This window comes from Natrinema versiforme (assembly GCF_005576615.1).
Classification (GTDB): Archaea; Halobacteriota; Halobacteria; order Halobacteriales; family Natrialbaceae; genus Natrinema; species Natrinema versiforme_A.
The window spans coordinates 3,658,236-3,677,187 of the sequence record NZ_CP040330.1 but is presented as its reverse complement, the minus strand read 5'-3'; the positions used below and the strand labels follow the sequence as shown (position 1 = coordinate 3,677,187).

Annotated in this window: 14 protein-coding genes; 5 read left to right on the top strand and 9 right to left on the bottom strand. The window is 66.2% G+C overall.

Annotated elements, in window-relative coordinates; translation table 11 throughout:
• Positions 1-23: 23 nt before the first annotated feature.
• Entirely contained in the window at positions 24-824 is an 801-nt protein-coding gene (locus FEJ81_RS18205; RefSeq protein ID WP_138246619.1) for a DUF7260 family protein, read from the bottom strand.
• Positions 821-1,753 carry a DUF7551 domain-containing protein gene (locus tag FEJ81_RS18200; protein ID WP_138246618.1) on the bottom strand — a complete coding sequence of 311 codons (933 nt, stop codon included), beginning with the start codon at positions 1,751-1,753 and terminating at the stop codon, positions 821-823. Before FEJ81_RS18200 ends, FEJ81_RS18205 begins: the two co-directional genes overlap by 4 nt.
• 1,260 nt (positions 1,754-3,013) lie before the next feature.
• On the opposite strand from FEJ81_RS18200, the gene FEJ81_RS18195 reads away from it, so the two are divergent.
• Complete coding sequence (locus tag FEJ81_RS18195) at positions 3,014-3,769, top strand: PHP-associated domain-containing protein (RefSeq protein WP_138246617.1); 756 nt, start codon at positions 3,014-3,016, stop codon at positions 3,767-3,769.
• Positions 3,770-3,806: 37 nt separating this feature from the next.
• On the opposite strand, the gene FEJ81_RS18190 is transcribed toward FEJ81_RS18195, so the two are convergent.
• The 4 genes from FEJ81_RS18190 to hemC form a co-directional block, all read right to left on the bottom strand.
• On the bottom strand, positions 3,807-5,387 hold the full coding sequence (locus tag FEJ81_RS18190) for a single-stranded-DNA-specific exonuclease RecJ (protein ID WP_138246616.1): 1,581 nt from the start codon (positions 5,385-5,387) through the stop codon (positions 3,807-3,809).
• Between the two features lie 93 nt (positions 5,388-5,480).
• Positions 5,481-6,224, bottom strand: a complete 744-nt coding sequence (locus FEJ81_RS18185) for a uroporphyrinogen-III synthase (RefSeq protein ID WP_138246615.1) — start codon at positions 6,222-6,224, stop codon at positions 5,481-5,483.
• Positions 6,221-7,024, bottom strand: coding sequence for a uroporphyrinogen-III C-methyltransferase (gene cobA, locus FEJ81_RS18180; RefSeq protein WP_138246614.1), 804 nt, complete (start codon positions 7,022-7,024; stop codon positions 6,221-6,223). The genes FEJ81_RS18185 and cobA overlap by 4 nt, the downstream gene beginning before the upstream one ends.
• Positions 7,025-7,038: 14 nt before the next feature.
• A complete protein-coding gene (gene hemC, locus FEJ81_RS18175; protein WP_138246613.1) occupies positions 7,039-8,178 on the bottom strand; it encodes a hydroxymethylbilane synthase in 1,140 nt (379 codons plus the stop codon).
• Between the two features lie 183 nt (positions 8,179-8,361).
• Between hemC and FEJ81_RS18170 the strand changes: the two genes are divergently transcribed.
• From FEJ81_RS18170 to FEJ81_RS18160, 3 genes are all read left to right on the top strand, one after another.
• Positions 8,362-8,727: a group I truncated hemoglobin gene (locus tag FEJ81_RS18170; RefSeq protein WP_138246612.1), complete on the top strand. Its 366-nt coding sequence runs from the start codon at positions 8,362-8,364 to the stop codon at positions 8,725-8,727.
• Between the two features lie 209 nt (positions 8,728-8,936).
• Positions 8,937-11,255 carry a nitric-oxide reductase large subunit gene (locus FEJ81_RS18165; RefSeq protein ID WP_138246611.1) on the top strand — a complete coding sequence of 773 codons (2,319 nt, stop codon included), beginning with the start codon at positions 8,937-8,939 and terminating at the stop codon, positions 11,253-11,255.
• 121 nt (positions 11,256-11,376) lie between these two features.
• Complete coding sequence (locus FEJ81_RS18160; RefSeq protein WP_138246610.1) at positions 11,377-12,576, top strand: sensor histidine kinase; 1,200 nt, start codon at positions 11,377-11,379, stop codon at positions 12,574-12,576.
• 5 nt (positions 12,577-12,581) lie between these two features.
• On the opposite strand, the gene hemL is transcribed toward FEJ81_RS18160, so the two are convergent.
• The 3 genes from hemL to hemB form a co-directional block, all read right to left on the bottom strand.
• Positions 12,582-13,928: a glutamate-1-semialdehyde 2,1-aminomutase gene (hemL, locus tag FEJ81_RS18155; RefSeq protein WP_138246609.1), complete on the bottom strand. Its 1,347-nt coding sequence runs from the start codon at positions 13,926-13,928 to the stop codon at positions 12,582-12,584.
• Positions 13,929-14,267: 339 nt separating this feature from the next.
• A complete protein-coding gene (locus FEJ81_RS18150) occupies positions 14,268-15,968 on the bottom strand; it encodes an ammonium transporter (protein ID WP_138246608.1) in 1,701 nt (566 codons plus the stop codon).
• A 493-nt stretch (positions 15,969-16,461) separates the two neighbouring features.
• On the bottom strand, positions 16,462-17,475 hold the full coding sequence (hemB, locus tag FEJ81_RS18145; RefSeq protein ID WP_138246607.1) for a porphobilinogen synthase: 1,014 nt from the start codon (positions 17,473-17,475) through the stop codon (positions 16,462-16,464).
• Between the two features lie 244 nt (positions 17,476-17,719).
• Here hemB and FEJ81_RS18140 point away from each other — a divergent pair, with 244 nt between their 5' ends.
• Entirely contained in the window at positions 17,720-18,892 is a 1,173-nt protein-coding gene (locus FEJ81_RS18140) for an MFS transporter (protein WP_138246606.1), read from the top strand.
• The last annotated feature ends 60 nt before the right edge of the window (positions 18,893-18,952 follow it).

The window sequence follows — 18,952 nt, the reverse complement described above, 5'->3', positions numbered from 1 at the left end:
CCTGGCGACCGCACCCGGGACCGTCACACGCGCCGGGTCAGGTGCGCTCGAACCGTTTCCTGACAATCCCCACAGATTCCGTACAGCCGCGTCGTACTTGAGAGGAGCGGATACCGGGCCGAACACGCCGAGTAAAGCGATGCTACCACCGTTCGATACCGAGTCCCGCCCGGACCGTAGCGATTCGTCGACCCGGTAAACTGTGCTTGCCGCGCTTCGGTCCGCGCCTCGAGTCGCTCCCGATAGGTCGCGAGCCGCTCGTGTTTCGCCCGCAGCGTCTCGAAGTCACACTGTAAGAGTGACTCGTCGGCCGTCGACTGCAGCCACGCGACGATCTCGTCGATTTCGTCGATCGCTGCCTCGAGCGTGTCCCGTTCGTTTTGCAGGGTGTCTTGGAGCGCCGTCACCTCCCGTTGTCTGTTCCCGATCTCCGCGAGAACGGCCCGTTTGAGCGGCGGCGTCCACCCGGTTTCGGTCGCGAGCGCGACGGCGATGTCCTCGGTCAACTCCGCCGCGATCGTCTCGGCGAGCGATTCCTCGTCCGCGAGGTCGGCGGTGCTGTGTGGCCGGACCGTTTCGGCGAACGCCTCCCGGACGGTGACACAGCGGTCTCCGGACACTTCAGGGGTCGATCCCTGTACGCCCGCCGTCGCCACCGGTGTCGCCGCGGTCGCTTGTTGGATTCCCGCCGACGCGGGGGGTTTCGCCGGCACCGCCCGCACGCGCTCCGCGAAGGCCTCGAAGGCTTCCCCGCGCTCCGCAACGGCGTCTTCCTCCGCGTCGAGATGCTCGAGCGCCCGGTGGGCCGCCGTCGACCCGGTCATTGCTCCGCCTCCCGCGTACAGACGAGTCCGCCGGTCGCCTCCGTGTCGCTCGTCAGGACGAACTGCCAGTCACCGTCGCCGAGTGCGGTGACGTCGGTCACGCCGAGCGCTGCGGTCGTCGTCGCCGACCGACGCAGGATATCGATCCCGATCGGCAGCGTCGGGAACCGTTGCTCGCCGCACTCGATGGCGTATCCTCGCAGGGAGACGGTCCAGATGTCGCCGGTCGCGTCGGCCGAATCCCGCGTGACGCCGTACTCTCGGACCAGCGACAGCGAATCCAGGAACGCGAGGCTCTCGTCGACCGGATCGTCCGCCGGCTCGACCGGTGAGAGATTCGCCGCTGCCGCTTGCAGCACCTCGGTCCGTTCCGTTGCGCTCAGATGCGCCTCGAGTTCCGACGCCATCGCCTCGAGTAGGACCAGACAGAGCGTATTCCGGTCGCTCGTCGCTTCGGCGGCGGCCATATACGTCTCCATGATCGCCCGCTCGGCGTCCTCGTGTTCCCGGACCGAGAGCGACTCGAAGACGGCCCCCGAGACGTCGTGACAGAAACTGATCAGCGGGTCGTCCCGGCTCCCTTGCGTTCCGCTGGCCGACGGCTGCGCTTGGGTTTTCGGTCCTGCTCGAGCGGAACCGTGAGTGGCCTCGTCCGTCTTCGTGTCCGCATCTCCGTCCGCGTCGGCCGGTCGCTCCTGACAGGCGACCGGATCGTAGTAGGGTAACTGCGGATCGTACCGTCTGAGCGCGGCGCGGTACTGTTCGGTGGCCCGTGCGGCGTCGGCCGCGTCCGTGCGGGTCGCAAAGCGCTGGCCGGCGACCGGGACGGGCCGTTCGCCGGAGCGAGCGCAGACGACGTAGTACGACCCGTCGTCGCTGGCCAACTGTTCGATGTGATGGCGAATCTCTCTGAGTGTGGTTCCGACCATGGGTTTCCTCCAGTCGTTGCTCCGCCGCGGGCTCCGCGCGGACCGTGCTCGACGGACGAGTGCCGTACTGCAACCCCGCCGAACGGCCCGTCTCCGCGCTCCCGTCGTCGGATCAGTTATTGTTTAGGCCAACCTAAACCATGATAAGTCCATCGAAGTTTAGGCTGCCCTACCAATTCGCCACGGCGACCCCTCGTCCGCCCGTTGGTCGAATTTAGTATATCGTTATATAATTTATTCCTTGAATGCGCACGGTGTGATTCGGCCCGCTCGAGTCCGCGAACGCCAGCAGACGAACAGGTCGACACATCGATCTCGAGCGACTGAGCTATCACTGGCCGCGTGATGTGGTGTGGCGTTCGAGGGACTCCGCCGCTTTCCGAACCAGTCGGGTATGACGGTCTCGCTCCTCGGCGCGAGCGGGTGAGTTGACGACGAATCACCGGACGAACTGCTCGAGCGGAGGATTGGCGTCTCGTGAAGCGGCGAAATCGCCGGTATTGACCGCTCGAACTTCGAGGCCATCGCCGGGGACGACCGATCCGAACGAGATTGCGAACCGCTGCCGGCCACGACGCCGTCTCGCCGTCCTCGGACCGGAAGGATGGAGGACATTGACGTGCTCACCTCTCCAGCCTCCTCGAGGACCGACGCCGACGGCTGTCGTTCGACTGCTCTGGTCCTCCGGTGGGTCAGACTCGCAGTCGGAGCAGATGGGGGACTCCTCGCAACCGATTCGTTTCACGATTGCATCCCACTCGCGCGAATCTCCATCGACGCGCTCGAACTCGCTTGCGAGGCCGACGACCTCGGTCGTTTTCTTGCCCGCTCGCGGCCATCGCACCCGGGACGTGAACAGGGAGTACCGGATTGCCGAGAGCGAGCTCGCCGACAAGGACGGGGAGAGTTACGATTCGATCGCGGTGCTTGCAATCGTGTTCCGCTGAAAACTCGAGCGCAGTGCTGTTGATACCAGCTCGATAGTCGCTCCTGATCGCCGGTCGTCCGCGAGATCGCTGTAGAGTCCGCTCGAGACTCGTCTGATCTCCAACCGCTCATTTCGCCGGTTTTTGCCGTATTGCTGTGTCTTCCGTTCGAACTCGGTCTCTCTCACGACTGCCCGACTCGAGTCACAAACCACATAACGATATATTGAATTCCGAACAGCGCGCTACTGCCGGTCAGCAGCGCAGTGTTTATGCGCGACAACGAGCTATTGGTGGTAGCGACTTCCGCCGCACCTGATACCTGGCATCCCCCATGACCACTCAGATTCCGTTCGCGATCGACTTTCACGTCCACTCCGACGACTCCTACGACGGGCACGAACCGATCGAACTCATCCTGGAACACGCCGCCGATATCGGACTCGACGGCGTCGTCATCACCGACCACGACGAGATCGACGAATCGCTGCGCGCCGCCAACCTCGCACCGAAATACGGGTTGATCGGCATTCCCGGCGTCGAGGTGTCGACCCAACAGGGTCACCTGCTCGCGATCGGCGTCGAGAAGCGTCCTGATCCCGGCCGGCCGTTCATGGAGACCGTCGAGACCGTCCGCGAACTCGGCGGCGTGGCGATCGTTCCCCACCCCTTTCAGCGCAGCCGTCACGGCGTCCGGAAACGCAATATCGACGACGCCGACGCTATCGAGACCTACAATTCGATGGTCTTTACCGGCTACCGAAACCGGCGTGCTCGCACCTTCGCGACGCGTCGCGACTATCCCCAGATCGGAGCCAGCGACGCCCACTACCTGCCGAACGTGGGTAAGGCCTTCACCGAGGTTCTCGTGACCCCCGACACGGCGAACCCGACGAAGGTCGATATCGACGGCGACGACCTCGTCGATGCGATCCTTGAGGGCCGGACCCAGATTCACGGCAAGCGCACGCCGATCCGCAAGAGCGCGGTTCAGTACGGCAAAGGTGCGGTGCGGAAGACGGCGTACATGTTCACCTCGCGCGCGCCGTTGCTGCCGACGGTGCCGGCCTCAATGGACAGATCGACGTAATCGGGTCTCGAGTCGGCAACGCTGGGAATCGTGTCCGTTACGAGAGTTGCTCGCCGACGATTTCGTCGGCGTGCTCGACGAACGCCTCCTCCGTACCTTTCGGCACCGTTGCTCCCGCTGCAACATCGTGGCCGCCGCCGTCGCCGCCTACAGCGCGGGAGGCCTCGCCCATCACGACCGAGAGGTCGAGCCCCTGTCGGACGAGCGAGTGGGTGCCCCGCGAGGAGACTTTGACCTCGTCGTCGTCCTCCGCGGCGTCGCCGCTCCGGTTCGCGGAGCCGTGCCCCGCGCTCTTCTCTGCGAAGGCGATGATCGGCTTCGAGCGGCTGATTCCCTGATTTCCCATCGCCATGCCCGCGACGATGCCGACGATGGTCTCGCGGATTTCGTCGCCCGCGTGGAACCACTGGACGTGGTCCTCCTGGGTCGCGCCCTCGCGAGTGACGAGGTCGATCCCGTTCGAGAGGTTCCGCCGGTGTTCGCGCAGGAGTTGTCGCGCGCGCTCGAGCGCGCCGTCTCGATCGCCGAGACAGACGCCGAGCCCCACGTCGGCCCGTTCGTAGCGGGCGGTCGCGTTCAGCAGGGTCGAGAACTCGCTTGCGTCCCGGAGCTCGGTGCCGACGGGCTCCTCGCTCAAGACGTAGGCCGTACTCACGAGTTGGTCGATCTTTTTTGCTGGGACGCCGCTCGAGACGGCTCGTTGGACGAGCGCGCTGGCGACGGTCTGTTTCTCGTCGTTGGTCAGCCCGGCCCAGCGCCGCCACTCCCCGTCGCGTTTCAACTCGAGATCGAGGCCGTCGAGGAATCGCAGCGCGCCGTTTTCGTCGTTCGAGATCCCCGGAATGTGAACGTCGGTCGCGTACTCGAGCAGTTTCGGGAGCGGCCGGGTCTGTTTCCCGTAGAGTGCGAGATCCTTGCCCGTCTCGAGGACGCCGGCCGCGACGCCCTCCTCGACGATGCCCGCGTTCGCGCCGTGGAGTTCGCCGCCGGAGGCCTGCATGTCGCCGACCGCGCCGACGACCGCGAGGGCGGCGAGGTCGCGGTTGTCGGCGCGGACGTTCGTCGCCCCCGATGCGGTGACGATTCCACCGTCGGAGCGGGGTTCCGACGAGGCTCGCCTCGTTTGACTCGGCTCACCACCATCCGCCGCGACTGCGGGATCCGGTTCGTTGTCAGAAACAGACGCCAGCGCCCGCGCGAGGACGTAACTCGCCCCGGCTCCGGACAGCTCCGAGGCCCCGTTGATCCCGAACAGCAGCGGATTGAGGTGGTACTCCGTCTCCCGGTCGGCGGGCTGGTGGTGGTCCGCGATGACGGGCGTGAAATCGCCCGCCGCCTCGTGGTCGCCGATGATATCGAGCTGGCCGCTTCCGAAGTCGGTGAAGAGAACGGTGTCGTAGTCGGTCGCCGCGATCGCGGCGATCGCGTCCTCGTCGAGTTGTTTCTCGAAGACGGTCTCGAACGGAATTCCTGCCCGCTCGAGGGCCTGTGCGGCGATCGCGGCGCTGGTAAGCCCGTCGGCGTCGATGTGCGAAGCGAGCAGCACGCGATCGGCGTCGCACAGCCGTTCGGCGCACGTTACCGCGCGATCCTCGAGTTCGGGAACCGGCCCTGCCATCGGGGAACAGTGGGGCGGCTTCGCTCATAAACCCGCGGATCGTTCGACGCGCGGCTCGAACGAGACGGCCGAAGCGATGCGAAAACGCGGTCGTTACTCCTTTGGAACCGGCGTCGCTGTAACCGTCTCCCGCGCGAGCGCCTCGAAGGTCGCTTCCTCGGGTACCACGTCGACCTCGATCCCTCGCTCCGCTGCGGTTTCGGCCGTCGGCTCGCCGATGACGCCGACGGTCGCGTCCGCGAGCCCCGCGAGCGCGTCCTCGCGGATCCCCCGCTCGGCGGCGGCCTCGAGGAAGTGTGCGACGGTCAGCGAAGAGGTGAAACAGGCCGCGTCGAGGTCGCCGTCGGCGGCCAGTCGCGCCGAGTCGCCGCTTCCCTCGGGACGGGCGAGTCGGTAGAGAATCGTCTCGTGGACGTACGCGCCCGCGTTCTCGAGTCCCTCGAGCAAGACCGGGCTGCCGTGGTCGCTGCGAGCGACTTCGACGCGCGCGCCGTCGACCTGACTTTCGAGGGCGGAAACCAATCCGCTCGAGGTGAACTCGTCGGGAACGAGATCGACCGCGTACCCCTCGTCGCGGAGCGCGTCGGCCGTCGCGGGGCCGATCGCACAGACGGTCTCGCCGTGCGGCTCCCAGCCCGCCGCGGAGACGAGTTCCGCGCCGGTCTTGCTCGTGAAAACGACGTAGTCGGCGTCGGTCCGGGGCGTCGCGTCGGTCGCCTCGACCGCGAGCATCGGATCCGGAACCGGCTCGGCACCGAGATCCGCGAGCAGGTCGGCGGCTCGCTCGAGGCGGTCGTCGTCGGGGCGAAAGACGGCGACTGTAGGCGTGTCAGTCATCGGTACTCCTCCCCTTCGGCCGCGCCGTAGTCGTTTTGCAGGAAGTCGACCACCGACTCGCGGGTTCCCGCCACGTCGCCGATCACGGTCACTGCGGGCGGCGAAATCCCCGCCTCGTCGCGGGCGTCGACGATGGTCTCGAGGGTGCCCGTCGCGACCTGCTGGCCCGGCCACGTGCCGCGCTCGACGAGCGCGACCGGCGTTTCGGGGGCCATGCCGGCCTCGCGCAGCGCTTTGGTGTAATCCGGCAGGCGGCCGACGCCCATCAGGACGACGATGGTGCCGCCGGTCGCGGCCAGCGCGTCCCAGTCGACCGCGGACTCCTCCTTCGTGGGGTCCTCGTGGCCCGTGACGAAGGAGACCGAGGAGGCGTGATCGCGGTGTGTCACCGGGATGCCCGCCACCGCGGGCGCGGCGATCGCCGAGGTGACGGCGGGGACGACCTCGAAGGGGACCTCGCGGGCCGCCAGATACTCGGCTTCCTCGCCGCCGCGGCCGAAGACGAAGGAGTCGCCGCCCTTGAGTCGGACGACGGACTTGCCCTCGCGAGCGAGTTCGACCAGCCGCTCGTTGATCTCGGACTGGGGGGTACGCTCGCCGCCGGCGCGCTTGCCGACGTCCTCGCGGCGGTCCTCGGGGAGGGTCTCGATGATCTCCGGACCGGGGAGCTTGTCGTGGAGGACGACGTCCGCGGCCTCGAGCAGGCGCTTTGCCTTAACGGTCAGCAGGTCGGGGTCGCCGGGGCCGCTGCCGACGAGGTAGACGGTGCCCGGTTCGGCGTCGATGGTGTCTCCTGACATTTGGTACTCGCTAGCTACTTCCCCTCGGGCTTATTTTCCTCGGAGACGCCCTCGTCGTCGCCATCGGCGTCTTCGCGGGCCGCCGCGATGAGGTCCGCCGCGCCGCGGTCCGCGAGATCGCGCGCGAACTCGCGGGCGGCCTCCGCGTGGGTCTCGACGGGCAGATCCCGGCTCCCGGTCACCGACTCCTCGCCGTCGCGGTCGAAGACGGTGACGGTCGTGCGGACGTACTCGCCCTGCAGGATCGCGTAGATGCCGACCGGGGCGATACAGCCGCCGCCCAGTTCCGCGAGCACCGTCCGTTCGACGGTCGTCTCGACGCGACTCCGCGGATGATCGATGGCGGTCTGGATATCGCGGGCCGTCTCGCCGTCCCGTGCGGTCACCGCGAGCGCCCCCTGTCCCGGTGCGGGGACGAACGTCGCCGTCGGCAACTCCTGATACTCGACGTAGTGTGCGAGCCCGCTGCGCTCGAGGCCCGCCTGCGCGAGGACGATCGCGTCGTACTCCGTTTCGACCTCGCGGCCGAGCGCGCCCTTCTCGAGTTCCGAGAGGTCGTCGAACCACTCGTCGGTGGTGCGGTCGTACTCGGGTTCGAAGTCGTCGTCTCCGGTGTTGCCCTTCCGCTCTTTATCGGCTTCCGTCCGTTCCTGATGCTCCTCCTGTAGCGCGGGCGCGAGCAGCTTTTCGATGCGCGTATCGACGTTTCCGCGCAGGGGCTCGACCTCGAGATCATCTCGTTCCGAGAGGAGTTGGGCGCGCCGTCGCAGACTCGAGGTGCCGACGGTCGCGCCGTCGGGCAGTTCCGAGAGCGTCGCGCCGTCGGGCGTGATGAGGAGGTCACCCGGCTGCCCTCGCTCGGGAACCCCGGCGGTCACGAGTTCCTCGGGCTGTTCGGTCGGCATGTCCTTCATCGAGTGGACCGCGGCGTCGAGGTCTCCCTCGAGGACGCGCTCGTCGAGTTCGCGGACGAACGCGCCCGTCTTCCCGAGCCGGTGAATCAGTTCGTCCCGGATCTGGTCCCCCGTCGTCTCCACGGTGACGAGTTCGACCTCGTACCGGCGTTCCTCCAAGGCCTCCTGTACCAGGGCGGCCTGTCGCCGGGCGAGTGCGGACCCCCTCGTCGCCAGTCGCAGCGTCCCGCGCGTTCTCATAGACAGCAGTCGGTGCCTCGAGTATGAAAAGCGCACGCTTGTCCGACGGCGAGTGCGATTCGCCCTCGTGGCGCGTGAGGTGCCCGACCGGGCCGTTGGATTCGACGGGACTGATAAATACCCGTCTTCGGTCGAACCGGTTCGGCCCGGATTTTATCTATCTCACTTTAGTACACACGCCCGATGAGCGGAACCCTCTACGAACGACTCGGTGGCGAAGACGCGATCACGGCCGTCGTCGACGAGTTCTACGACCGCGTCATGGCGGACGAACAGGTCGCAGGCTACTTCGACGATGTCGACATGCAGAAACAGCGCGCCCATCAGGCCCAGTTCATCAGTTCGGTCGCCGGCGGCCCGGTCGAGTACTCGGGCGGCGAGATGGCGGCCGTCCACGCGGACATGGGCATCACTCCCGCTAACTTTCAGGCGATCGCGACCCACCTCGACGAGGCGCTCGTGGAGTTCGACGTCGGCGAGGACGACCGGGAGGCTGTCCTCGAGGAAATCGCGAGTTATCAGGACGATATCGTGACGGCGGCCGACTGAGGCGTCGCCCGATCGAACCGGCGATTGAACACTTCGCAGAATCCTTTGTCCCGACGGACGAGACAGCAGTCTCCAGCCGAGACCGCACGGACGAGACGACTACGAACGTCTTCCCCCTAACTGCTGTCCCGAACCGATTCGTCCCTTTTTCCAGATCGTAGGAATTCACGGGCCGTTTGACGGGGCGTAGGGTCCGAGTTGGGGATGTCATGCAGATATCCAGAAAGCAACTCGCCGCGTTCCTCGCGACGATTTTCGTCGTGAACCTCATCGTCATGGGTGGCGGAGCGTGGCTATCCTACGCGAACGAACCGGAAATCCCCGACACGATCGTCGGCCCGGACGGCGAAACGGTCGCGACGGGCGACGACGTCCAATCCGGGAAGGCGGTCTTCCAGGAGAACGGCTTGATGAACCAGGGTTCGATACTCGGCCACGGCAGTTACTACGACACCGACTACACCGCCAACGCGCTCGAGTTGAAGACCGAGCACATGCGCGAGTATTACGCGCAGGAGCGTCACGGCCAGAACTATTCGCAACTGAACGCGTCGGTACAGGCCGGGATCGACCAGGAGGTCCGGCAGGAACTCCAGTCGAGTAGCTACGAGCCCGACCAGGTCGAGTACTCCGACGCGGAGGTCTACGCCCACGAACAGGTCCGCGAGGAGTACGTCGAGCGCTACCATGAGGGCGACCGCGAGCGCGGCGTGCCCGCGGGACAGGTCCCGAGCGTCGAGGAGGCCGAGGAGTTCGCCGACTTCGCGCTGTGGACCGCCTGGATCTCTCACACTGAGCGCCCCGGCTCCGAAGCGTCGTTCACCAACGACTGGCCGTACTCGCCCGACGCGGGCAACGAGGCCGGCGGGCCGGTGATGACGTGGAGCGTCATCGCGATGGTGTTGCTGGTCGCCGGGGCTGGGGTCGCGATCTGGCTCTACCAGAGCGTCGAACTCCCCGAACCCGAGGTCGCCGGCGTCTCGATCCCCCACCCGCGGGAGATCGATCTCACGCCGAGCCAGCTGTTGAGTACTCGATTCGTCCTCATCGGCGCGTTACTGTTTGCCGCCCAGACGTTCCTCGGCGGCCTGCTCGCACACTACTACGTCGAGCGCGACGGCTTCTTCGGCCTCAACGAGTTGATCGGGTTCGACATCCTCCAGTGGCTCCCGTGGTCGATCGCCCGGACGTGGCACGTCGACCTCGGCGTCCTCTGGATCGCCACGATGTGGCTCGGTGCCGGACTCTTCCTCGCACCGCTGCTGACCGGCCGCGAACCGCCGAAACAGGCCCGCTACGTCAAGGGGCTGATCGGCGCCCTGCTCGTCGTCGCGGTCGGCGGATTGGCCGGCATCTGGCTCGGCATCAACAACGTCTTCGACGGCCAACTGTGGTGGCTGCTGGGCAACGAAGGACTGGAGTACCTCGAGATCGGCCGCGTCTGGCAGTTCGGCCTGCTGGTCGGCTTCCTCGGCTGGACCGCCCTCGTGGCGCGCGGGTTCAAGCCGCTGCTCGACCGCGAACCCCGCTACGGATTGGGCCACATGATCGTCTACGCCGGCGGTTCGATCGGCCTGCTGTTCATTGCCGGCTTCCTCTACACCCCCCAGACCAACATCGTCACGACCGAGTTCTGGCGCTGGTGGGTCGTCCACATGTGGGTCGAGGGCGTCTTCGAGTTCTTCATCGTCGTCGTCATCGCGCTGACGCTGGTCTCGATGAACCTCCTGACGAAGAAATCGGCCGAGAAGGCGGTCATCTTCCAGGCCGCGCTCGTCATGGGCAGTGGCATCATCGGCGTCTCCCACCACTACTGGTGGGTCGGCCTCCCCGAAGCCTGGCTGCCCATCGGCAGCGTTTTCTCGACCCTCGAGTTCATTCCGCTGCTGTTCATCCTCTACGAGGCGCTCGGCCAGTACCGCGCGATGGACACCGCGGGGACCGACTTCCCCTACCGGATGGCCTTCTACTTCATCGTCGCCTCGAGCGTCTGGAACTTCTTCGGGGCCGGCGTGATCGGCTTCTTCATCAACCTCCCGCTGATTAGCTACTACCAGACCGGGACCTACCTCACCGTGGCCCACGCCCACGGCGCGATGTTCGGCGCCTTCGGCCTGCTCGCCATGGGGATGGCCGTCTACATCCTCCGGCTCACGACCCGTGACTCCCACTGGACGAACCGGCGACTGCGCTGGTCGTTCTGGCTCTGTAACGTCGGGCTGGCGGCGATGATCTTCCTGTCGCTGCTCCCCATCGGCTTCCTCCAGCTCGAGACGGCCTTCACGCAGGGCTACGCCGCCTCGCGCAGCCTCGAGTTCTACAACGGCGGGCTGGTGCAGGCGCTGTTCTGGCTGCGCATGCCCGGCGACACGCTCCTGATCTTGGGCGCGGTCGTCTTCGCGTGGGACGTCGCCGCGAAGTTGCTCTTCCAGCGGAAGGCGACCGCCTCGGACACGAGCAGTCACGTCATCGCGGACCGCATCTTCGGCGACCGCGACACCGTCGACACGGTCAGCGACGACGACTGAGTCGCGGTTCGCGTTCGCGGTTCGTTTTTGCGTTTCGGTCGATACTGCAATCCAGCCGAAACGGGGCAGCGAGGCCGCGATGGCCGGAACTGCTAACCGATTCGATCGTGACCCGCAGGGTATGCAACGGTCAGAGAACGCCACCACCCCCTGTGCAGTCCGGATCCCGATGTCTCTGATCGGGTTCGGCCTCGGACTGGCGTTCGTCGTGCTCTGTGAAATCGCCCTCCTCGTCTCGACCGACTCGGCGCTGGTCACCGACGGGGAATTTCTGGTCGGAGTCGTCACATCGGCCCCCTTTCTGGTCGGGATCACGTACGCCGGCTACTGGCTCCGTTCGGGCGCGCTCTCGTCGGACCGGTACCCGCGGATCGGGTGGTGGTGTCTCGGCGGTCTCGCCACCTTTCTGCTCGTCAATCTCGCGCTCATCGCCGTCACGCAGACGGAATCGCGGGCAATGGTCTTCTCGTGGATTCGGTGGGCCGTGGCCTTCGGTGCCGGAACCGGGTTGCTCGTCGGCTGTATCGAAGGCCGTGCCATCGACCGCGCGCTAACCGCCGAACGCGCCGCACTTCGAGCGGAACACGTAGAGGAGCAACGGGAGTATCTCAGCTATCTCAACAGCATCCTCCGCCACGAGGTGCTAAACGCCGCAACGATCATCAACGGCTACGCGTCGCGGCTCCTCGCGGAGGGATCACTCGACGAGCGCAACCGGGAGTGGCTCGAGATCGTCATCGACGAATCGGAGGACATGTCGACGGTGATCGACGACGTTCGCGTGCTGTTACAGACGACCGAGCGGAACTATCGACCCGAGCCCGTCGACGCCGCTCACGTGGTTGCCGACGAAATCCGAAAACTGGAGACCACGTTCGATTCGGTCGTCGTGGAGGCGTCGATTCCGGAGCGCGCGGTCGTCCGCGCCGACGACCTGCTCGCCCGCATCTTCGCGAACCTCCTCTCGAACGCGGTCGAACACAACGACGCCGCGACGCCGCGGGTTTCGGTGACGGTCGACCCCGGTCCCGACACCGTCCGCTTCGAAATCGCGGACAACGGCCCCGGTATCCCCGATTCGGAACTCGAGTCCCTCTTCGACCGGGTCGAGAGCCGCGGGAGCACGCACGGGTTAGGGCTCTATCTGGTCCGCCGACTGACCGCCCGCTACGACGGAACCGTCGAACTCGCCGAAACCGGCCCGGAGGGGAGCCGCTTCGCGGTCGAACTCCCGGCGGCCTCGAGCGACGGGGACGCTGAACCGCTCGAGAGCGAGAACACGTCGGCGACCGCGCGTACTGCGTCTACACAGTCGCTGTGATCCGGCTACAGCGCTTCCTTGTAGGCCTCGAGCGTTTCTTCGACGTCTTCCTCGGTGTGGCCGTAGCTGACGAACTGGCACTCGAACTGGTTCTGCGAGAGGAAGACGCCCTGCTCTTTCATCTTCCCCCAGAAGATGCGCCGCCAGCGCTCGGTCTCGGCGTTTTTCACGTCGCCGGCGTTTTTGGGACTGTAATCGTAGCGCGGACAGGTCGGGTCCTGCCGACAGCCCGCCGGACACTGCTCCTCGAGGGAGTCCGGGCCCGGCCCCTCCCGCGTGAAGATGACCTTGAACATGCTGTCGGTCCCGGTGACGGTGTAGCTGGGGGCCTGATCGGCGACGATGTCGGTCAGCCCGCGACGGAGCCGGTCGCCGAGCCCGTTGACGTGGGCGTAGACGTCGTTTTCCGCCGCGAACTGCAGGGTCTCGAGGCCGGCGGCCATCGTGACGGGGTGGCCGGAGAAGGTGCCGGCTTGGAAGACGTCGCCGGAGGGGGTGAAGTGCTCGATAATTTCGGCGCGGCCGCCGATCGCACCGACGGGGAAGCCGCCGCCGATGATCTTTCCGAAGGTGGTCAGGTCGGGGGTGACGCCGAACTCGCTTTGGGCACAGCCCAGTCCGCCGACGCGGAAGCCGGTGATGACCTCGTCGAAGATCAGCAGGGAGCCGTGCTCGTCGGTGATCTCGCGGAGGAACTCGTGGTAGCCCTCCTCGGGGTAGACGATGCCGTAGTTGCCCAGAATCGGCTCGGTGAGGACGGCTGCGATGTCGTCCCCGTGTTCCTCGAACACCTCGCGCATGGCGTCCTCGTCGTTGAAGGGAACCGGGAGCGTGTGCTCGGAGAACGACTGTGGAATCCCCGCGGAGGACGGTTTCGGATCGTCGGCGTCGCCCTCGACCAGCGTCGACTCCTGTGCGCCGTGGTAGCCGCCCTGCATGACGACGATCTTGTTTCGCCCGGTGTACCCCCGCGCGAGCCGCACCGCGGAGGTGGTCGCCTCGGTGCCGGAGTTGACGAAGCGGATCTTCTCGACGCTGGGGACGTGGCGGACGACGAACTCAGCGAGGTCGACCTCGACCTCGGTCGGGGTGCCGTACATCGGCCCCTCGCTGGCTTTCCGCTGGATGCCCGCCTGCACGGGGTCGGGTAGATCGTGGCCCAAGAGCAACGGACCGAGCCCGAGCACCCAGTCGACGTAGCGGTTGCCATCGGCGTCGATGACGTGGCCACCCTCACCTTTCTGGACGAAGAACGGATAGGGTTCGATCGCTGCGCGGACCGCCGAGTTGACGCCGCCGGGCATCACCGACAGCGCCCGGTCATACAGCTCGCGTGAGTTGTCCTCGGTCATGCGCGTGACTTGTAGTTCGGACGGCAAAGTAGTACCGAGGTCCGTCTCCGAACCGCCGGTCATCCCCCGAACGTGTGCGCCTCGAGGAATCGTAACGGACCGCGAGAAAAGCGACGAAATCGAATCGAACCCGGTACAGCGTCACGATCGAACCTACGAGAACTGCACTGGGCGTCGGCCGCGAGCCGAGACGGCTCCGGCCGACGGTGACGCCCGAGTAGGCCGAGCGTCGAGTCGCCGACTGTGGTTGCCAGCAGCCTCGAGCATGTCGGTCGCGTGAGTCATCACGTCGCGGTCCATCGGCGTGTGGACCGCGATGGGCGACCGCGTGTCCCGATCTTAGACGGCGTCGGGGCCGGTCTTGCCGGTCCGGATCTGCGTCGCGCCCTCGACGGGCATGACGAAGATCTTGCCGTCGCCGGGTTCGCCGGTTTCCGCGCCCTCGCGGATGGCGTCGACGACCTCTTGGGCGGGGATGTCGGCGACGACGCACTCGATTTTGACCTTCTGGTGGAGGTCGACCGTGTACTCCTCGCCGCGCCATTGGCCCTTCTTCGCGGGCTGGGAGCCGCGGCCGGAGACGTTGGTAACCGTCAGCGACGGTGCGCCGGCTTCGGCCAGCGACTGCTTGATCTCGCCGAGTCGGTCGGGGCGGACGATGGCGGTGACCATCTTGATCTGTCCGTCGTTGGGTTCACCGCCGTCGGTACGGATGATCTCGTCGGAACCGCCGTCGGTGGCGACGTCGGGCTGGCCGAACTCGGGGTAGGTGTCGACGCCGTGTTCGGAGACGTCGAGCCCGTCGCGTTCGTGTTCCGGCGAGACGCGGGCCTGTCCGACGGCCTTGAACGCGCCGAAGACGATCGCGGTCGCGGCGACCGTCCAGACGGTGATGACGACGACGCCGGTGAGCTGGGCCGCGAACGCGGTCCCGATGTTGCCGACTTCGCCCGGTGCCGCAACGAACGGGAACATGAGCGTTCCGAGAATTCCTGCGGACCCGTGGACGGGGAAGACCGCGCAGACGTCGTCGATCTTCAGGTTGCTCTCGACGAATCCGAAGACGATCGGGAGCTGTGCACCGGCAAGCAGACCGACGAGGAGCGCGCCCCACCACGCGGTGGTGTCGGGGATCGCGGTGATGCCGACGAGCCCGGCCAGCAGTCCGTTCGCAACGTAGAGCGTGTCGACCTTGTCGGTCTTGAGCCACGCGACGAGTCCGGCTCCGATCGCACCGCAGGCCATCGCGAGCGTCGTCGTCAGCGCGACGCGGCCGACGGTGGCGAAGTCACCGAGGACGAGTTCACCGGCTTCGGTGACGGTGAACACGCTCGCAGCGGTCCCGACGTTGAAGCCGTACCAGCCGAAGGCGAGGACCAGCGTGCCGAGCACGGCGAAGGTCAGCGAGTGGCCGGGAATGACGTTCACGGAGCCGTCGTCGTTGTATCGGTCCATGCGCGGGCCGAGAATCCACGCCGCGGTGAGGCCGGCGATGCCGCCCATCCCGTGGACGATCATCCCGCCCGCGAAGTCGTGGAAGCCGACGCCGTCGAGCATGTCTCCGAGCATGCCGGCACCGGTGAGCGGGCCTTCGGTCCCCCAGCCCATTCCGGCGACAACCGGGTAGATGACCGCGGCCAGGACGACGGTGTAGCCGACGTACGCGCGAAGTTTCGCGCGGCCGGCAACGGCACCCGACACGATGGTCGCAGCCGTCATCGCGAAGACGGCACCGAACAGCCAGTCGACCCAGGCGTTCGGGTTTTCAGCCGTCGCCGTCAGAGAGAATCCGTCACCGCCGACGACGCCTGAGATCGCGGCACCGATCAGGAAGAAAACGGTGACCCCGACGCTCCAGGTTAGCAGGTTCTTCGTCAACTGATTCGCGACGTTCTTCGAGCGCACCTGCCCCGCCTCGAGCATGGCGAAGCCGGCGTGCATGAAGAAGATCAGGAAGGTCGCGACCAGTACCCAGACGAGGTTGACCCCGTCGGCGATGACCTGCGGATCGATTTCGGTCTGCAGGAGCGTCGGCTCCATCAGGCGCTCACCTCGAGTTTCCATCCACTGGTGCTCCCATCGACCATACGAACGTCGTCTTCTAGTGCAATCTCGTTCATGTTCGTCCTCCTAATCACGTTCGAGTCCGTTGTACTTGTATCATTTAAGGGTTAGCCTTTACAAATACGCGAAATTGTGGCTATAATAGGGTCATCCGTTCAAAGCTAAATCAGGTATAATGTGTATAAGGGCATTGAAAATCACGTCCTTTTCGAGTAGCGGTTATATTTTTCCCGTTTGTCAACCGCTATTGAGCGACGAACCCGTTCGGAATCGATATAATTACCGCGACAGTGGCCCCCATACGGGGCCTACCGGCCTATATTTGCTCGCGCGCGGCAGATATTGCCCCTCCACCGCTGGGGTCCGAACTGATATTGACATTCGTCTAATCACCCGTCCGGCGCGAGAGAAAGTGGTCGGTTTGGATCGAGTTGATTACACGACGAACCTATCTCGGACGCCCTCGGTCCTATAGCCGTTGTGCGACATCCTCGGCGAAGTAGGTCAGAATCAGATCCGCACCGGCCCGCTTGATCGACAGCAGCGACTCGAGGCCGACCGCCTCGAGGTCGAGCCACCCCTTCTCGGCGGCGGCGTGGAGCATGGCGTACTCGCCGGAGACGTTGTAGGCGGCGACGGGGTGGTCGAACTCCCGGCGGACGGCGCTGACGATGTCGAGATACGGCAGCGCGGGCTTGACCATCATCACGTCCGCGCCCTGCTCGGCGTCCAACCGGACCTCTCGCATGGCTTCGCGCGAATTCGCGGGATCCATCTGGTAATGTCGGCGGTTGCCGAAGGAGGGAGCGCCGTCGGCGGCGTCCCGGAAGGGACCGTAGAACGCGCTCTCGTACTTGGCCGCGTAGCTCATGATCGGGACGTGTTCGAACCCCGCTTCGTCCAGCGCCGACCGGATGGCCCCGACCATGCCGTCCATCATCCCGCTCGGGGCCACCATGTCCGCGCCCGCACGGGCGTGAGACGTGACGATCTTCTCGAGGGCCTCGAGCGTCGCGTCGTTGTCGACGGTCATCGTCGGCTCGCAGGCGGGGCCGTCTGCGTCGACGACGTCCTCGCTCCGGAGTTCCTCCTCGAGCGGGCCGCAGTGGCCGTGGTCGGTGTACTCACAGAGGCAGACGTCGGTGATGACGTAGGCGTCGGTCTCGCTCGTGATGCGGCGCAGTGCCTCCTGAATGACGCCGTCTTCGGCCCACGCGCGGCTCCCCTCGGGGTCTTTCGACGCCGGAATCCCGAACAGCATGACCGCCTCGACGCCGGTCTCGAGGACTTCCTCGACCCGGTCGACGATCCCGTCGATCGGCACGCGGTCGTGGCCGGGCATCGACTCGATCGGCCGGCGTTCGTCGGTCGTCGCGTCGACGAACACCGGTGCGATGAGATCGGCGGGCTCGAGGCTCGTCTCGCTGACGAGGCCGCGCACCCGGTCCTGTCGAAGCCGTCGGGGACGATGAGTGAGATCCATAGCCGTGTATTCGGCGGGAGTCGCAAAAGCGATGCGCTCGATGTCCCGCGGGCCGTCCGGCGTGACGGCGCGCCGTGAGTGACTGGAGGTCCCACCGGCGCTCGACGGTCGTCGCCGACCGCCATCGAACTGCGATCCAGCGTCGCCTGCCGGGAGCAATACCCTCATCAGTCGGAATCGATGAGCCACGAGTGACTACAGCCGACGTGATGATTTCGATAACAGGACTACTCGAGGTCGACTGATGCGCTGGCGATACAAGGAAACCGTCCTCGCGATGTGTACGCTCGCCTTTCTGGCGACGATGGCCGGCAGGCTGGTGATCAGTCCGGTGGTGCCACAGATCACCGCGGAGTTCGGCATCTCGAACTCGGTGATCGGCCTCGCGCTGACGGGGATGTGGATGGCGTACTTCTGCTCGCAGTTCCCCAGCGGCGTCTTCGCGGACAAGTACGGCGAGCGGCGGATCATTCTGGTCGCCGTCGGCGGGACGGCCGTCGCGAGCGCCTTCCTCGCGGTCGCGCCGCTGTTTCCGGTCTTCGTCGTCGGAACCATCGTGCTCGGGGCCGTCGCTGGCCTCCACTACAGCGTCGCGACGTCGCTGCTGACCCGGACCTACGACGAAATCGGGGCCGCGATCGGCGTCCACAACAGCGGCGGTCCGATCGCGGGACTCGTCGCGCCGCCAGTCGCCGCGTGGATCGCCGTTCGGTACGGCTGGCGCGCCGCGATCGCGGTCGGCACCGTCGTCGCCGTGCCGATCTTCGTCCTGTTCGCCCGCTCGGTTCGGCCCACCGCGCCCCAGCGGCCCGACCAGCCGATGGCCTCGCGCTTCGAACTCGCGCCGCTCGTCGAACTGCTCTCCCGACCGAAGATCGCCTTTACGTGCGTCCTCGCGATTCTGGGCGATTTCGTCTGGCAGGCGACCTCCTCGTTCCTGCCGACCTTCCTCGTCGCCTATCGCGGCCAGTCCGCGACGACGGCGAGTCTCGTCTTCGGCGGCTACTTCGTCGTTCAGGGGATCACGCAGGTGGGCGTGGGGGCGGCCTCCGATCGGTACGGCCGCGAGGTCACCACGGCGGCCTGTATGGTGCTCTCGGTCGCCGGCTTCGGCCTGTTCATCGCCGTTCCGGGGCCCGTCTCCGTCGTCGCGGGGACCACCCTCCTCGGGATCGGCCTCGGCTGGGGCGCGGCGCTCCTGCCCCGGTTCATGGACGAACTCTCCGCGGCCGAGCGCAGCGCGGGGTTCGGACTCGTTCGCACCGTCTACGGCTTCGTCGGCGCACTGGGGTCGGTGATAACCGGCACGCTGGCGGATCTGTTCGGTTGGGGCGTCTCCTTCGGCTTTCTCGGTGCGTTGCTCGCCCTCGTCTTCGCCGCACTGGCGGTTAACTGGGCGTTCTCGCTGGGCTACTGACTCGCGCTCGAGGCCCGCGCGGCTGTTGTTACGGCGGGAGTAGGCGTCCGCCGACTCGCA